Source organism: Sebaldella sp. S0638, assembly GCF_024158605.1.
Lineage (GTDB): Bacteria > Fusobacteriota > Fusobacteriia > Fusobacteriales > Leptotrichiaceae > Sebaldella.
The window spans coordinates 15,236-31,390 of record NZ_JAMZGM010000023.1; the positions used below are offsets into that span (position 1 = coordinate 15,236).

Consider the following 16,155-nt stretch of genomic DNA (forward strand, 5'->3'; position numbering starts at 1 on the left):
TTTCATTATTTATCTAAAGTATATGAAATTCCTGCTTTAAAATTATGATTTTCATAATTTTCATTATTTTCGTATTCGTATCCTGCTTTAAAGGTAACTTTATCAGTCATTTCGTAATTAATATCTATATTTCCGCTCAGATTATTCTGTCCGTAATCTAATTCTGCCATTTTATAATTATTTACCATTTCTCTTTCTTTATAGTATGTGTCAGTAAAGTTTCTCTCGAATCCTATACCTGCATTCCACTTAAATTTCCCTTCTGTGTTCATTATACTCAGCTTTATTTTTCCTGCTGTCCCGTCCCCTTTGGCAGAACTAATATCAGCCATATCTTCTGTTCTTATAGTTCCTTCATAAACTGATATATATTCCAATCCAAAATCCGGACGTAAAACTATGCCGCTGTTATTCAGTTTTTGGTTATATCCTATAGAAATACCTGTTTTCACTACATTAGAATCATATCTGCTTTCTTTTATTCCTGCACCAAGCCAGTCTATTTCCTGACTATGTCTGTTATATCCATATCCTGCATATGCATCAAAAATAAAATTTCCAGCCTGATATCTTCCGAATATATTAATATTTGAAGAATTTATTTTTTCAGTATCATTATTTGAATATGTCACATCATTGTCAATATAGCCCAGTGTTATTCCCACCGCTGCATTTTCATTTGCTTTATACAAAATACTTCCGTTTATTCCGTCAGCCTTTGCATCATAATTGTAATTGTGTGTGCTATTTTCGTTAAAATCAGTATTTCCTCTGTTTCCTATATAGTCAAAAGATACTGTTGATTCTCCGGCTTTTATATTTATTCCTGTATCAAGTATCTTTTCAGACACAGAAGTTATTTTATTCATATTATCCAGATCCACTCTGTTTCTTGGGACATAATTCATTTTTACCGTTGAAATATTTTTAGGTTTCTGCTCTGAAAATTTAGGATCTACAGTAATTTCCGAATTACCTTTTTTATTTTCGTCCTCTGCATTATTTTTTTCCGGAATAATCTTTTCTTCCTCTTTGTTATCGCCCTGATTTTCTTCCGGGATATTCTGATCTTCCTTTTTCTCATTTTCCGGTTTTTCTTCCGGAGTATTTTCATCTTCTTTCTGACCGTCTTCCGGCTTATTTTCGTTATCATCCGCAGGAACCGGAGGAAGAGTTTTTACATTGGTATACAGCTCATCCAAAACAGTTACACCGTTTTCTATTCTTGAAACAGTTTCACTGACCCACCCTTCTCCTGCTGTCATATTCCCCGATGTATTAAATTTAAACTGCGGATCCACTGCCTGCTGCTTATTTGATATAATTATACTTTTCACTCTTATCTGGTCACCATTATTCATAAGCCCTGACTCATCTGTAATACTTTTATCAGTTCTTCCTGCATTATTTAATATTATACTTCCATTTTGAAGATTTACACTTTCTGCTATTATTTTTCCTGTTTTTTCAGTTTCATTAATTATACTGTCATAATCTACGCCAATATTCACAGTCCCATTTACAATGAGGTTCCCTAAGTTTGTTTCTTCATGTATATTTGAAAGATTTTTAGCATTGCCGAATGCCTCTGTGTAATAATTCTCATTCTCTGCCGGCTTCAAATATACATTTCCTTCAAGTATAGAATTCCCCTTTGTAACCAGTTTACTGAAATCTCTTAATTCCTCAAGCTTTATATTTCCGTTTACTATCACAGTATTATCTTCTGTCGATCCCTGAATTTTACCGTTTATTTCAGTTCCGTCACGTAATTCCAATACATTGCTTCCATTATTGAATTTTATAGCATAATCTGATCCGCTTATCTTCCCACTGTTCAAAAAATGACCGCTGTATTCATTACTTCCTGCTGTTATCTCCACTCCGATTCTTGAATTTATTTCACCTGTATTTATTGTTTCTCTGTTATTTTCAGCATAAATCCCTCTATCTCCTCCGATTATTTTCCCAGAATTCAAAATATGTGAATCCAGAGAACTTATTCCACTACCATTCATGACATTTATCATTCCCTGATTTTCGACATTGCTGTTTACAGCTTCTATTCCAGAACCATACTCTACATTTATCATACCGCCTGCTGTATTAATAATAGATGATCCTTCTGACTTTATCCCTGTTCCGCTCCCGAACATATCCACTGATCCAAAATTAAATATTCTGCTGTAATTTGCATATATTCCTGCTGCACTCATCCCATATATTTTTCCTGTATTTTCAACATTTGAACCATAAGCAGCAATTCCTTTATTTTCATAGCCGCCTGTATAAATTGTCCCTGCATTTGTCACATTTGAACCGGCACTTTCTATCCCTATTCCAGTTGTACCTGTGACGTACAGCATCCCTTCGTTTCTATTTTCATACATTGAATTCAGAATTCTTATACCTGTTCCATTTTCTAATGTTATATTTCCTGTATTTACATATAATCTACCATTGTCTGACACTTCTATTCCCACAGAATTATTTCCTGTAAGATACATATCTCCTTTATTTAACAAAGTTCCGCCGTCTGTTGCTTTCAGTCCTGTATTATTTTCACCTGCCAATATAAAACCTCCATTTGTAAATTCAGTTTCCTGACCGCTCACATATACGCCTGTTGCACCTGTACCAGCGATATTTATATTATTTCTGTTCTCACCTTTATTTCCTGAAGCTATGTATATTCCTGTACCATTAGCATTCAAATTTATTTCCCCGTCATTTATTACGTTTGAATTCGCCATATCTGCTAAAATTCCCGTACCGGAACCGTTTATTGTAATTGTTCCTGTATTATCCCCTGTGTTTACAGATGAATTTCTTAATACAATTCCAGTACCGTTGTTCACTGTTATGCTTCCACTGTTATGTATACTTGCCCCCGATTGTGAATAAATCGCTGTGGAGTTATCACCTTCAGCAGTAAGATGAGCAGAGTTATATAAATTCGCGTCATTATTTCCCGCTGCCCCATTACCTATAATTCTCAATAAAATCACATTATTTTTATTTTGATCTGCGGTAATATCTGCATTATTTATCAGTTGTGCAGCAATAGAAGCAGCAGGGCTGTAAACCAGAATTCCTGTGGCATTATTTCCTTCAATTGATATTATTCCGTCATTTTTGACTATTGATGCCACCCCGTTAATCCCTGTCCCATTTTCCTGTACTTTTACAGTACCGTTATTCAGAACTGTTCCCACAGGAAAATTCCCTGCATACATTGTTGACTGAATTCCTGTAGTTTTTGAGCTTATAACACCATTATTTATTACATCTGTACTTACTGAAAAGACTCCGTTTCCGTTTTCAGTCTCTATAAGACCATCATTTATCACTGTACTTTTATGTGAAGAATATGAATTCGTGATATATATACCTGTTGTATTATTTGTCCCTCTTATTATTCCGCCAGCAGAATTAATAATCTGAGCCTGATTATTAGCCAAAATCAGATTACTCTGTTCTGCACCGGTTGTTGTTCCAGAAATTTCCCCGTTGTTGGTAAAAGTATTATACCCGGCTACGTAGACACCCGTACTGCTGCCTCCGCCGTTCAAACGTATTTTTCCGTTATTTATAGCTGTACCGCCTTGTACATCCACATTACCGCCCACACTTATTCCTGTACCGCTGCCGTTTACTATTATAGAACCATCATTTCTGAGTTTCCCTGTAAAATTGTAATACGGCCATCCTGCTGAAGCCATCCCTTTTCCAGAATTTGAAACATTTATAATCCCAGACTGAATATTTACCAGCTGTCCTGTCCCGTCTCCTGTAAAAAGACCTATTCCGCCTGTTCCGTTTACATTTATAGTTCCAGAGTTACCGGCTATGCCGCCGTTAGTAATTAAAAGCCCGCTGTTATACCATCCGTCAAGATTTATAATATGTTTATTTTCAAAGATAAGACCGTTTTTTATGCTGTAACCGTTTAAAAACTTCGCGGGATCCATATAATCAGGATTTCCTCCGCTTTTATATGCTCCGTCTCCGCTCACTCTCATATTATCTGTCGAAGTGGAGTTTACGCTTATATTTTTAGTATTTCCTGAATTGATAACACTTATTTCCGCAGATGATACAATTGAAATCAATGCCATTAAAAACATTATTTTTTTTATTTTCATCACAACTTTCTATTTTTTCAGAACTATGTTCCGTTTAATTATCATAGTATTATATTACGATTTTTTTATTATTGTATACTTACTTTATTCTTTGTTATTCATTAGTTATATATAATGTAATTCAAAAAATATAAAAAATATGCAATAAAAAGGAAACATATAATTTTAGAATTATCTTTCTATTTTTTCGGAACACCGATCCAAAAATAATATAAATTTGTTTTAGCCCTTCCAAATCCCTATGTAATTAAAAATACTCCCATAATAAAATGCACCTCTGTCTGTTAGCTTTATCTAACATCCGAGGTGCATTTCATATTTTACAAAACCGTTGTCTGCTGCATAAAGAATGAAGTAATTCTCTATCCTTTGATTTTTATACTTAAAGCATGACACTTTTCTATATTATCAAGTTTTATATCAGAATTATTTCCCAATTCCTTTACAATAGTTTTTTCGTTAAACTTAACTTCTTCCATAGCTTTTATTTCACCATTATAAACAATATTTTCAGAAGCAGTATTTTCAAAATCAGGATTAAATAATCTGATAATCAGTCCGTCTTCTTTTTCACATTTCTTTACTGTACTCAATACTCCGTTATTCTGACCAAAACTAAATAACGAATATTCCTCAGGAAAATCCTTAGCTCCCGGCTGATTTAACAGAAAGAACATATCTACGTTTTTGAAATGAGCTGCCTGGTATCCTGTAAACGGTGTAAGATATTCTTTTGCTTTTACTGCTATTTTGTTTATATTTTCATCCATAGTGTAAATTTTTACAGCAAAATTAAATTTCAGTTTTTTCAAAAGTTGTGCATCAGGAGTAGGCCAAGGCATTCCCGAAGGTCTTCCCGGTCTGTCTTTCAAATCAGCTTTCCCCATTTCAGGCACTGATCTGAATAATGTCAGAGCTATAGTATTATATCCTTCACCAGTTATCTGATATTCTCTTACACAGTCTGTGAAAACAGCCACACCATAGTCAGCATTTTTCAATGTTACAAATGACTGCATCGGCTCTATTGTTCTCGGCTTTTCATTCCATCCGTTTTCCTGCCAGTTTTCCACTTCTTTCAGATACGTAGGTCTTTTTATAGTCCCGAACTGCTGATCAGCAATAGAAAACTCAGAATCTATTCCGGTTTTAAACAGGACTCTTACTCTATGCTCAATAGCTGTATTCTCTAACTCTACATCTGTTTTCAAAAGATCAGAACCCATCTCCAGAGTTAGTTTTACATTTACATCTATTTTTTTTGATACTGTATTTTCTACTCTCTCTTTGAGATCTGCTGGTATTTCCAATATTGCAGTATAGCTCAGGACACTTATTATATCACTTTTCTGTACTTTAATATTCTTTATTTCATGTTTATTAGAATGTAAAATCCAGTCTTTTCTCGGTTCGGAATAATCATATGTATCTCCGTCATCACCGCTGTTTTCAAATACTAAAGAACCCTTTATCCCTTTTTGGTTTATCTTATTAAATATGCTTACTTCGCCATTTTGTGAAACTTCCACTTTCAGAATATCATTTTCTATCTCAGTAGTTCCTGCTGTTTCTGTAAGCTCTGCCGATGTAAAGTTTTCTTCTTCTTTCTTTACATACAATGTTTTATATCCCATAGCTTCTATATCTGTAATATAAAGCAATATTTTCGACGAGAATATTCTCACATCTTCCTGAACCCATCTAGGTTTTTCATTCCCGTCGAACCCTACTTCAGAAAGCATTTTATTTCTGATTCTTTCAGCAATTTCCTCTGAATGAAGCAGTGTCACGCCAAGCTCTTTTCCCTGAGCATCTGTAATAGTGAATTTATCAGATGGTGTAAAGATTTCTAATTCCACAACACCGTTTCTTTTATATGGTGAAAAATTATAAACCTGAAATTGAAAGATATCTTTTTCAGGAATTTTCATTCCTATAAGTCTCATATTTATTTCATTAAGACTTTCCATTATTTCCTGTGAACGCTTGAATCTGTACCAGATATCCGAGTTTGTATTATCAGAATTGCACATTCCGCTGCTGTCATGTGCAGCATTTTCACACATTAATTTCCATACTTTCTCAAATACTTTTGTTTCATATTTGAAACCAAGCTTATAGGCAATTGAGCTCAAAGGTTCTGATACATTTGTGATAAGGTTTTCAGTTTTATTATTCATTATTTTCAAATCTGCACGTGTTGAAAAAATAGACTTGTGAATTCTGCTGTATTCTCCGGATGTCATTTCACCCTTTATAGTATCGTATTCTATATCCTCATTTTCCATCTGCTCCATTACTTTTTCCACTGTAGAAATACTAAATTCACAGTCAGGGAAAAGAACCTTCATTTTTTCCATAATTTCAGGAAGATTTTTTCTTATTGGTCTCTGATCTTCTCCGTTATACAATGTAAGAGTTCCTATTCTTGATCTCTCGTCAGTTTCTTTTTTGAGCCTGTCAATTAACGATCTCAACGATTCTTCTTCACTTGTAAAGTATGTAAAGTTACCATATCTGTCCAGATAACAGTTAAATACTCTGCTCCCGTCTTCTGACTCCCAGTAATATTCATTCTTAGGATACTGCTCAGCTTTTATTCCCCTTTTAAATGTATTTCTGTAAATATCAAAACCATTCAAAATCTGCGGCATCTGTGCAGTTTGTCCAAAAGAGTCAGGCATATATCCTACCATCATACTTTTCCCCAGCTCTTCTGCTCTTGTGATTCCGTAATACAGATTTCTCAGTATTGACTCCCCGCCTATTACCAGCTGGTCTGTCTGTGTATACCATGGCCCCACTGTAAGTCTGTCTTCCTTAATAAGCTTCTTTATTCTCTCTTCATCTTCAGGATGAAATTCAAGATAATCATCTACTACCGATGTCTGTGCATCGAGTAAGAAATGCGGAAAATTCTCATTCTCTTCCAGAACGTCCATTACCTCCTTGAAGTCTACAAGAGAATATATAATTGATTTTGAAGTAGTAAAATACCACTCTCTGTCCCAGTGTGTATGCGGAATAATAGGAAATTTATATTTTTTAGACATTTTTTCTCCTTTGTTTTATGTATTTCTGATAAAAAGAAAAAAGGCAGTCCGGGATATAAAAATCCCGTTTTTATAATCTGCCCCTTTTACTTATGTTTTATAATTGCGCACATATCTGCAATAACAAAACATTTATACCGGCTGTTTACTCGAATAATCTGAATAAAAACCGTTGTTAATTACCCCTCTCATATTAATAAGAGGGGCAGAACTTTTTATTAATCTTCGTCTATTACTAATTTTCCTTTTTTAATAAGGCTGTTTCTGTAGTATACATTTACTACGGCTATTATTACTGCACCTATTGCTATTCCAAGTATATAAACACCCAGATTTTTTACAAGAGGCCAAGCCCATATTGCCGATTCAGGGAACCATTGTTCTGCACCCAGAATTACACCTGACATAGCTCCGATTATAGAACCTACTACATATAAAGGAATAGTAAAGCTTGGTCTTTCAAGGGCAAATGGTATTGCTCCCTCAGAAATCCCCATAAATGCAAGAAACATAGATGTTTTTCCTAATTCATAGAATTCATCTTCATATACTTTTCTTCCTACAAGTTTTCTGTCAATTAATGTTGATAACCCAAGACCTATAGACGGTGTTACTATTGCTATTGTTCTTGCTGTGATTGGAAGTATTTTTTCAGTAGTAAATCCTAAAGCCACGAAACCTGCTGCTTTATTTACCGGTCCTCCAAGGTCAAACGCTGTTGTTCCCGCAAGTACAAGCGAATATACAAGCTGTCCTGCATTTCCTGCTGCTTCAAGTACCGATCTTATCTGTAAATTCAGCCATCCTCCTACCGGAGTCAGAACAAAAACCATTAGAACCATACAGAAAAAAGAAGATAATAAAGGTATAAGGAATGTACTCTTAAACGCAAGCCATTTATGCGGCATCTGTATTTTTTTATTTAAAAATTTTACACAATATCCTACTGCAAAAGCTATTAATATAGCTCCTAAAAATCCTGACGGTACTGGAGTTACACCTTCCCATTTTCCGTCAATTAATTTTAATACTGATACTGGTTTATTAGCGATATATCCACCGATAAATCCACCTGCAAGTGCTGTTTTACCACCGATTGAGTTAGCTGTAAACGCTGCGAACATTGGTATTGCAAAGCTGAATAATGTAAATCCAAAATTAGACATTATATCCGCGAGTCTCATCAGCATTAATGAAGCTCCCGAAAACTGACCTGATGCCACTGCATCTGATATAGACACAGCCGGATCCACTTTAAAAATTACATAAGGTATTATCTGAGAAAATGCTCCTATTAGTCCCCCCATTATCAATACGGGTATCATGTATGATATCCCTGTCATTACATGTTTATAAAGCTCTTTTATCACTTTATTATTTTTCTTCTTTTTTTCCATAGTTCCCTCCACTATAATTTCAGTTTTTATTTTCTGATTCTTGGATCTCACCCTTTTAATAAATGACACAAAATACTAATGTACCAAAAATATTTTCCGGCTGATTTAATCAAACAGCCTGTTCAGCAAAGGATTAGCACTCTTCAAGAATTTCTTTTGCATTTCTGATTGCTTCTTTCAAAGAAACCTCATGCACATCATATCCGTCAAATCTTTCTACTTCCTGTGGTGTTACTGCAATAGCATGTATTATTGCATCTGCTTCTCTTATATCCTTTTTTGTAAGTTCATTCTGAATTCCGTCAGCTCCCTGAGTTTCTATTTTTATTTCGTACCCTAATTCATCTGCTGCCTTTTTTAAAGAATCCGCTGCCATAAATGTATGTGCCAGACCCATTGGACATGCACAAACCGCTACTATTTTTTTACTCATATTTCTTTCCTCCTGCTAAATTTGTTTTTTATAAATTAATATATTTATTAACTGTTTATCATTTCCAAAACTTCTTCAAGACTTGCCGTATCCAATTTTTCCCTGAATTTTTCATCAAGAATTTTCTGAGAAAGACCGGCCAGTACCTCTATGTGCTTCGATGCTTCTCCTGCGGGAACTGCTATTAAAAACACATATTTTACATATTCGTCTTCATCTCCCCAGTTTATTTCTTTTGTGAGCCTTGCAAAAGCAAGTCTCGCTTCACTTATCCATGATGATTTTCCGTGAGGTATTGCTACGCCGAAACCTACAGCAGTATTATCCATTTCTTCACGGGCATATATATCTTTTAAAAAACCGTCAAAATTAGTTACTATTCCTTCTTTTTGAAGTTTTTCAGCCAGACTGACTATTACTTCATCCTTTTTTTCCGTATCCATATCTAAAATTATGTTTTCTTTTTTTAACAGTCCTGTACTCATCTATTCCTCCTATTTATCAAAAAATTTTCTAATTGCTCTCTTGTATTGATTTTTAAAAGTTCTTTTTCAAATTCGGGATCTCTGAAATAATTATTTAATTCAAGTATCGCATTTATATGTTCATGCTTGGCTACAGATGCCAGGCATATAGCTATTTTTATTTCTGATCCGAAAAATGAAATGGGATTTTTCAATGAAACAAAACTGAAACCTGTTTTCTTTACACTTTCATTTAGCTTCCCATGTGGAAGAATAGTATTTTCACCCATTACCACATAATCCCCGAAATTCCTTATCTGCTCCTTCATTTCCTCTATATAGTCAGAAACTATGTATCCTGAATCTATAAGAAGTTTTCCGGAATATTCCAATACCTCCTCCCAGTTCTTCAAATCCACATTCAGTGCTGTATTTCTCTTATCCAGCAGTTCCAAAAAATTAGAAGTTTTTTCTGTTTCTATGTCATTTTTCACATATTCCCTTAGTTGTTTCTTTATGTTTTCTATTATAAGCTCTTCGTTTTCTATATGTTTATTTTCTTTTATTACCTTCAAAATTTTTGAGATAGGTATTTTAGCTGATTTTTTTGTTAATGCATATTCTTCAAGCTTATCTATATCTTCTTGCTGGAGTATGGGATTTACCTTTACCACTTCCAGACCTTCCATCTCTATATCTATTGTAGATACCACCAAATCCACGGATTTTATATATTCAAAGTTTTCCAGCTGGTTAAAAGGTATTATATCCACTATATTTACATCAAATTTTTCATTTATATTTTCTGCAAGAAACTGTGAACTGCTGTAACCCAGACCGCATACCAGCAGAATATTACGTTTTTCCTCACCGAGAAGTTTTTCCTGATTTCTTGTTATTGCCCTCTTAAACATTATTGTAATAAAGGCTATCTCATCTTCGTCAATACTCTCATCCAAAAACTCATTTATTACTCCCAGACTGATTCTTGTTTTTTCATAAAGATCAGCATATTCAGTTTTTACATCTTCCAATATGGAAACTTTCAGGCTCATTTTGTTTTTAATCCTGTAAATCGCCGGTTTCATATGATTTATCAGTTCTTTTATCAAAATCTGGTCATTTTTGAAGTCAGTATCAAATACTTTTGCAGCATCTTCCAGTATTCTTCCTACTAGCGTCTCTATTTTCATCCAGTTCAGATAAAACGAAAATTTTGTATTATATGAGTAAGATCCCATGTAAAAATCCGTGAATATTATCTGGTCTTTTTCTCTGTAATTTACATCTTCATTTTGGAAAATCTCTTTTATTATCTTGTATTCCTCGGTACTTTTTATAAAATTAGAGTTGCTTATATCTTCAGTTATAAAATACTTTCCTCTGTTTCTTATACTGGTAATAATCATATGCAGTAAAAGTGCGTCATAAGCTTCGTCAGTGATTATTTTCTTAGTTTTCTGCTGTATTTTTAAAAGAATATTTTTATAAAGGTTTATATCTTCATTTTGAAAATATTTTTTCTTCTTTTCAAAAATCAAAAGTTTTACTATTTTTAGATTATTTATATCTTCTCTTTCTATCTCTTCGGTAAAACCGCCGTATTTATGCAGTATGCTTATCATCAGCTGTCTTATGTTACTTTCTTCACCTGTGAGAATATAACCCTGATTATTATTAATATCTATTTTTACACCAAACTCTTTGATTTTCTCATTCATATCTTTTATATCTTTTCTAAGAGTTGCTTTACTTATAAGCAGCTCGTCAGACAGAGCCTGAAGAGTGAATTTTTCCCTGAAAAGCAATATTTCCAGCAGAAGTATCTCTATTCTTTCTTCACTTGTAAAAATATATTTTTGCGGGAGCATATCTTTTATAAGAGAAGTCAGTTCTTCCCGGCTTATATTGGAAACCAGTTTCCCTTCTTCCATTTCAAGAATATTAGTATTTTCACTATTTATAAATTCTTCATTTATCTCTTTTATATCATATCTGATACTTCTCTCAGAAACTTGAAAGTGTTCTGAAATATATTTTATATCCATAACTTTGTCATTTTGGAAAACCAGATTTAATATCTCAATATGTCTTTGTTTCAAACTCATTTTTTAGACACCTCCATACACTCCACTTAATTTATACCTTCATTTTGAACATTTACCAAGATTTAAAGTTTTTCATGAATTAGTGAAAAGAAATTAAGGGGTAAATTTTTCTGTTATGTAATGTTAATTGTGTAGCTGTTTTTTATAAAATAAGTATAGTATATTTGTTCTGTTTATTTTTATTAATATTTCCGACCTTTTATCTATATTCACTATTCTATTTTATAATTGTAATATCTCTCTTTGTAAACCACTGTTTTTTCTTTACAATATAAAACAGAAACATTCTTATCCCCATATAAAGTCAGACAATTTATCGCCGGCATTAACACTTACTTCAAATATAAAAATAGGATTCTCATAATCTTAATATGACAATCCTATTTATATCTCATAATATTATTTTACTTCTATCTTTTCCAATCCCCCGTAGATATTCCACCAAGGTACTGCACTTTTTTCCAGAATTTCATTTAGTTCAAGAACATTAGCTTTCCCTTCTGTTCTCAGCCATTCTGTCAATCCTTGTAAACCTTTCTCTATATACACCTTCACACCATCCTGCCATGTTGCTCTTCCGCAAAGCACTCCACTGAAAGGAGTTTTTGCTTCAGCTGCAAGCTTTATAGTTTCACGGAATTGTTCAGCTGTTACTCCTGCACTCAGATATATAAAAGGCAGTGTAGCGAGATCGGCTGCATCCTGAAAATGTTTTATAGCTTCTTTTTTAGTATAAGCTGTCGCCCCGTCTGTATACCCTTCTGTAAAGTGTAAATTTATCGGCACTTCAAGTTTTAGGACATCTATGTTATATTGAGGTTTTGTAAGTTCTTTAATTGTATTTTTTACTTTATGCGGTTTTACTTTTGCATATTCTATGCTTTTTGCATCTTCTATTTTACTGTCATAAGTAACAGGTTCAAGGAAAAATGGTATATCTAATCCTTTACACTCTGCACCCACTCTTTCTATGAAAGCATGCTTTATATCATTGATTTCCGCAGGTTCGTCAGGATCATAGTAAATCAAAAGCTTTACAGCATTTGCACCATATTCCTTAATTCTGAGAGCTGACAGATCATCTATCAGATCAGGAAGTCGTCCGGGTTCAGTAGCATCATATCCCGTTTTTTCATATGCCACCAAAAGCCCTGTATCAGGATTTTTAGCTTTTATTGCTGTAGTTCCATATTCCAAATCCAGCAATATTGCAGATGTAAATGGTGTAAGCTCCTTTGATACTGCTTCCTTAAATTCTTCTATTTCTTCAAGCTTTACAGAGCTTCCTCTGACTTTGGAAAGCATTTTTTCTATTGAACCACGCTGGTCAATGGCCAAAGCCTCTATTATTCCTTTTTTATTTGACAATCTTTTTAATCCTTCAAACTTACCTTTAGTTATCTTTGCCATTTGAATTCCTCCTAAATTATCAATATATATTATTATTTGTTAAAAACCTGTAAAATAGTGTTTCTTTTACAAAAACCGATCTCTCGGATCAATCAGTAAGACGCAAAAATCCTGCACTGTAGTTTTATTTATCAAAACTTACTCAAGAAGTGTAAACTTCACATTCACATCATTAAACTATTCCGGTTAACTCCTGATATAGAGTTTTAGCATAAGTATCCGTCATTCCGCAGATATAATCCGTTACCAGTAAAAGCCTGAGATATAGTTTGTAAGCGAACAGTTTTTCTTCTGATTCACCTTCATTTTTTTTGATATACTTATCAGTATAATATCTGTATATGTGCATATAATTGTCAGAAATTATATTCAAAAATCTCTTATCTATTCCCTTCAGGTACTTTTCATTCAGCGGAGTATCATAGTACATCACTGCTTTCATAAAATGTTCCAGAAAAAAACTAATGATATTATGTGCTGTTATCTCCATTTTCATTATTGCAAATGATCTGTAAATCTTCTTAGATGCCAGACCTTTCAGGCTTTTTACCAGTTCTTTTGAATTGGTTTCCTCAAAAAGATCATATTTATATTCGCCGTGCATAATATCCTCATAGTTATTTATAAATGAAGTAACTGCTGAATTTATCATATATCCCTGTGCAAAAATAGTCCATCTTTGCACTGCATACATTTCAGGTTTTTCATAATTCTTTTCTATAGCTCTTTCTTTGTAGTAAACAAGCTTTTGGTAACAGCACGAAGAAGGATTTTCTTCATTTTTAAGAGGTTCCACTATTTTTACCAAATCATCATAAGTGATAAAACCTTTCTTAAAGCCATCCTCTATATCAGCTGTAGAGTATGCTATGTCATCTGCTGCCTCCAGCAGAAATGTCAGGGGATGTCTGCTTATTTTCCCTGTTTCTTTATTTAAGGTTCCAGTTTCTTCTACTATTGAATTAAATAAATTTTCTTCTGCAAAATAGTATCCCATTTTTTTATCTTTTATATCACCGCTTTTTTTATTTATCTCAAGCGAGCTTCCCGGATACTTAATCAATGTATTCAGCAATGCATATGTAAGATTCATTCCGTTTTCGTCAATAAGAAAATGAAGCTTCGATACAAGTCTTATTGCCTGAGCATTCCCTTCAAAATTCTTAAAATCCTCGCACATCTGAGGAGTTAGTATTTCGGATAATTTCTGCATTTCATTTGTAAGAGGGCTCTCTACTGTAATTTCATCAAGTTTTTCATTAAACCAGCTTCTTATGGTATCTTCCCCAAAATGTCCGAAAGGCGGATTTCCTATATCATGAAGAAGTCCTGCACTTGCAAGTATGTCAGAGATATAGCCTGCATCTTCCTGTGTAAATTCTTCATCTATTTTATCATTAATCAGCCTGTTCGATATAGACTGTGCTATTGACTTGGCAAAAGATGATACTTCTATTGAGTGTGTAAGTCTTGTTCTTACGAAATCATTTTTATCCAAAGGAAAAACCTGTGTTTTATCTTGTAATCTTCTAAAAGAAGCGCTTATTAATATTCTGTGATAATCCTTTTCAAACTCTGTTCTCAGATCATTATTATTAATACTTTTATTTCGTCCTCTTCTGCTTTTACTTTCCTGTGAAAGCAGATTTTTCCAATTCATTCTATTTGTCATTTTCTATCCTTATTATTTTGTATTTTATAAACTAATTATACCACATTTTCATGATTAAGTGGCAAATAAATGATTATTAATTTTATCTGCCCTCTTTATTTCCGGCATTTTTACTAATTTTTTTAATTATTTCCTATTAAATATGATATAATAGTGTAACTAATAATTTGGAGGGATAATTTTATGGATAGTACTGATAGCAGTATAAAATCAATGTATCTTACATTGTTTATTTTAGTTATTATTGAAATAGTTCTTACGCTTCTTTTGGGCAATCTAGTCGCAATCGCTGTTCTTATAATAGCTTTTATGCTGCGTACAAAATTAATGGAGGCTGGAAAGCCTGCTAGTAAGGGAATTAAATTAACAATCATAGGAAGCGGAATTCATGCAGCAACTCTTATTTTGGGGATATTTAGTCTGTTCTCGTTTATATTTTATATAATTCCGTTTTTCAATCTTTTTTATTCTATAATTGCTCTATTTCTTAACATTGCTGTATTTGTTATATTAATCATCGCTTGTATCATGATTTATAATGAATATGATGCAATTAAAGAAGTATAAGTATTTTTTATTTTGAACTCAAATCCAATATTTTAAATATAGAAAGGAAATATTTCATGGAAAATAAAGAAAGTATAAAATCTACGTACCTTGTATTGTTCATTCTGGGAATAGTCGAAGCTGTCCTAGCCTTTTTTCTAGGTAGTATTATAGGAATTGCTGTTTTTATATTTGCACTTATCCTGCGTTCTAAACTGGCAAAAGAAAATCTGCCCCTACTCCGGGAATTAAATTAATGCTTATAGGAAGCGGAATTCAAATTGGGACTCTTGCCCTTGGATTCATTACTGCGATAGTAGCATTGATTTCTTATTTGACTTATTCCAGTGGGATTCTGTTGAATTTTTTCAATGTTTTTATCTCCCTGTTTAATCTGGGAGCATTTGTTGTACTGATCATTGCCTGTGTTTTTGTTTACAAGGAATATGATGCAATTAAATAATACTAATTTTATGCGAGAATCAAGAAAAATACTTTATTCTTGATTTTGAAGGAGTTTTTATTGAAAAATAATAATTTAAAATCACTATACAAAGCACTATTTATTTTAGCAATTATTGAAACTGTATTCTTTTTTTTTCCGGGAAATATTTTATCTCCTGTAGTTTTCATAATAGTTTTTAAAATTATTTCTCAATTCAGATATTATAATTTTGAAGGCACTATTCCCAAAGGATTAAAATTTCTACTTATTGGAAGCATAATTCATTTTATTTCTTTCCTCATTCTTGTATATGCTTCTATACTAATTGCAATAAAAGGTTTTCATTCAAATGCCTTTTATCTTCTGCGTACATTGGAAAACATCTTTATAATACTTGTGATTTTCTCATTTATTTTACTTAGTTCAGGATGTATTTTCGCATATAAAGAATACAAAAATATCAAATAAATATATTATATTTT

At 33.0% G+C, this 16,155-nt stretch carries 12 protein-coding genes; 4 read left to right on the plus strand and 8 right to left on the minus strand.

From position 1 onward, the window contains the following. Positions 1-5: 5 nt before the first annotated feature. The 8 genes from NK213_RS08200 to NK213_RS08235 all read right to left on the minus strand — a co-directional run bounded on the left by NK213_RS08200 (position 6) and on the right by NK213_RS08235 (position 14,682). Positions 6-4,145 carry a hypothetical protein gene (locus NK213_RS08200; RefSeq protein WP_253348427.1) on the minus strand — a complete coding sequence of 1,380 codons (4,140 nt, stop codon included), beginning with the start codon at positions 4,143-4,145 and terminating at the stop codon, positions 6-8. Between the two features lie 362 nt (positions 4,146-4,507). Beyond that, positions 4,508-7,198, minus strand: a complete 2,691-nt coding sequence (locus tag NK213_RS08205) for a glycoside hydrolase family 38 C-terminal domain-containing protein (protein ID WP_253348428.1) — start codon at positions 7,196-7,198, stop codon at positions 4,508-4,510. A gap of 218 nt (positions 7,199-7,416) precedes the next feature. After that, positions 7,417-8,595 (minus strand): PTS fructose transporter subunit IIC, encoded by a 1,179-nt coding sequence (locus tag NK213_RS08210; protein WP_253348429.1) that lies wholly within the window; start codon positions 8,593-8,595, stop codon positions 7,417-7,419. A gap of 133 nt (positions 8,596-8,728) precedes the next feature. After that, the gene (locus tag NK213_RS08215) at positions 8,729-9,028 is read right to left on the minus strand and encodes a PTS fructose transporter subunit IIB (RefSeq protein ID WP_012863364.1); all 300 of its coding nucleotides are present in this window, start codon (positions 9,026-9,028) and stop codon (positions 8,729-8,731) included. Between the two features lie 47 nt (positions 9,029-9,075). Continuing rightward, complete coding sequence (locus tag NK213_RS08220) at positions 9,076-9,513, minus strand: PTS sugar transporter subunit IIA (protein WP_253348430.1); 438 nt, start codon at positions 9,511-9,513, stop codon at positions 9,076-9,078. Beyond that, complete coding sequence (locus tag NK213_RS08225; RefSeq protein ID WP_253348431.1) at positions 9,510-11,600, minus strand: BglG family transcription antiterminator; 2,091 nt, start codon at positions 11,598-11,600, stop codon at positions 9,510-9,512. Before NK213_RS08225 ends, NK213_RS08220 begins: the two co-directional genes overlap by 4 nt. Before the next feature lie 399 nt (positions 11,601-11,999). Continuing rightward, on the minus strand, positions 12,000-13,010 hold the full coding sequence (locus tag NK213_RS08230) for a tagatose-bisphosphate aldolase (RefSeq protein WP_253348432.1): 1,011 nt from the start codon (positions 13,008-13,010) through the stop codon (positions 12,000-12,002). A gap of 172 nt (positions 13,011-13,182) precedes the next feature. Next, positions 13,183-14,682 carry a deoxyguanosinetriphosphate triphosphohydrolase gene (locus NK213_RS08235; RefSeq protein WP_253348433.1) on the minus strand — a complete coding sequence of 500 codons (1,500 nt, stop codon included), beginning with the start codon at positions 14,680-14,682 and terminating at the stop codon, positions 13,183-13,185. A 183-nt stretch (positions 14,683-14,865) separates the two neighbouring features. Here NK213_RS08235 and NK213_RS08240 point away from each other — a divergent pair, with 183 nt between their 5' ends. From NK213_RS08240 to NK213_RS08255, 4 genes are read left to right on the plus strand one after another with little or no spacing between them, the layout of a single operon-like run. Further along, positions 14,866-15,249 carry a hypothetical protein gene (locus NK213_RS08240; protein ID WP_253348434.1) on the plus strand — a complete coding sequence of 128 codons (384 nt, stop codon included), beginning with the start codon at positions 14,866-14,868 and terminating at the stop codon, positions 15,247-15,249. A gap of 56 nt (positions 15,250-15,305) precedes the next feature. Continuing rightward, positions 15,306-15,485, plus strand: coding sequence for a hypothetical protein (locus NK213_RS08245; protein ID WP_253348435.1), 180 nt, complete (start codon positions 15,306-15,308; stop codon positions 15,483-15,485). Further along, complete coding sequence (locus NK213_RS08250) at positions 15,485-15,691, plus strand: hypothetical protein (protein ID WP_253348436.1); 207 nt, start codon at positions 15,485-15,487, stop codon at positions 15,689-15,691. The genes NK213_RS08245 and NK213_RS08250 overlap by 1 nt, the downstream gene beginning before the upstream one ends. 60 nt (positions 15,692-15,751) lie before the next feature. Further along, entirely contained in the window at positions 15,752-16,141 is a 390-nt protein-coding gene (locus NK213_RS08255; protein ID WP_253348437.1) for a hypothetical protein, read from the plus strand. Positions 16,142-16,155: the final 14 nt, after the last annotated feature.

What these genes read in the sequence shown, in the direction of transcription:
- NK213_RS08200 (WP_253348427.1), bottom strand. Translation starts at nt 4,145, where the DNA reads ATGAAAATAAAAAAAATAATGTTTTTAATGGCATTGATTTCAATTGTA.
- NK213_RS08205 (WP_253348428.1), bottom strand. Translation starts at nt 7,198, where the DNA reads ATGTCTAAAAAATATAAATTTCCTATTATTCCGCATACACACTGGGAC.
- NK213_RS08210 (WP_253348429.1), bottom strand. Translation starts at nt 8,595, where the DNA reads ATGGAAAAAAAGAAGAAAAATAATAAAGTGATAAAAGAGCTTTATAAA.
- NK213_RS08215 (WP_012863364.1), bottom strand. Translation starts at nt 9,028, where the DNA reads ATGAGTAAAAAAATAGTAGCGGTTTGTGCATGTCCAATGGGTCTGGCA.
- NK213_RS08220 (WP_253348430.1), bottom strand. Translation starts at nt 9,513, where the DNA reads ATGAGTACAGGACTGTTAAAAAAAGAAAACATAATTTTAGATATGGAT.
- NK213_RS08225 (WP_253348431.1), bottom strand. Translation starts at nt 11,600, where the DNA reads ATGAGTTTGAAACAAAGACATATTGAGATATTAAATCTGGTTTTCCAA.
- NK213_RS08230 (WP_253348432.1), bottom strand. Translation starts at nt 13,010, where the DNA reads ATGGCAAAGATAACTAAAGGTAAGTTTGAAGGATTAAAAAGATTGTCA.
- NK213_RS08235 (WP_253348433.1), bottom strand. Translation starts at nt 14,682, where the DNA reads ATGACAAATAGAATGAATTGGAAAAATCTGCTTTCACAGGAAAGTAAA.
- NK213_RS08240 (WP_253348434.1), top strand. Translation starts at nt 14,866, where the DNA reads ATGGATAGTACTGATAGCAGTATAAAATCAATGTATCTTACATTGTTT.
- NK213_RS08245 (WP_253348435.1), top strand. Translation starts at nt 15,306, where the DNA reads ATGGAAAATAAAGAAAGTATAAAATCTACGTACCTTGTATTGTTCATT.
- NK213_RS08250 (WP_253348436.1), top strand. Translation starts at nt 15,485, where the DNA reads ATGCTTATAGGAAGCGGAATTCAAATTGGGACTCTTGCCCTTGGATTC.